Annotated in this window: 1 pseudogene; it reads left to right on the forward strand. The window is 63.5% G+C overall.

Features of this window, described 5'->3' with window-relative positions:
• Positions 1-42: 42 nt before the first annotated feature.
• Positions 43-447 (forward strand): annotated as a pseudogene (gene istB, locus FE811_RS27175) (IS21-like element ISPve1 family helper ATPase IstB); the annotation flags it as partial.

The following is a 447-nucleotide window of genomic DNA, read 5'->3' on the forward strand; positions in this document are numbered from 1 at the left end:
CTCCTACATGCGGCTGCTGTCTGTCAATGCGGAGGGCGTGGCATGAGCGACGCCCCGGAAATCCTGCTTGCCCATCACCTCAAGGCGCTGAAACTGCCGACCTTCCTGCGAGAACACCAGAAACTGGCCCGGCAATGTGCGGCGGAAGGCGTGGACCATGTCCGATATCTCGCCCGGCTCGTCGAACTGGAACTGATCGACCGGGAACGGCGGATGGTCGAGCGGCGCATCAAGGCCGCCAGGTTCCCGGCCGTCAAAAGCCTGGACAGCTTCGACTTCACGGCCATCCCGAAGCTCAACAAGATGCAGGTGCTGGAACTGGCCCGGTGCGAATGGATCGAGCGGCGCGAGAACATTATTGCTCTCGGCCCCAGTGGCACGGGCAAGACGCACATCTCGCTCGGCCTTGGTCTGGCCGCCTGCCAGAAGGGCCTGTCCGTCGGCTTC

This window comes from Paracoccus sp. FO-3, assembly GCF_006386455.1.
Lineage (GTDB): Bacteria > Pseudomonadota > Alphaproteobacteria > Rhodobacterales > Rhodobacteraceae > Paracoccus > Paracoccus versutus.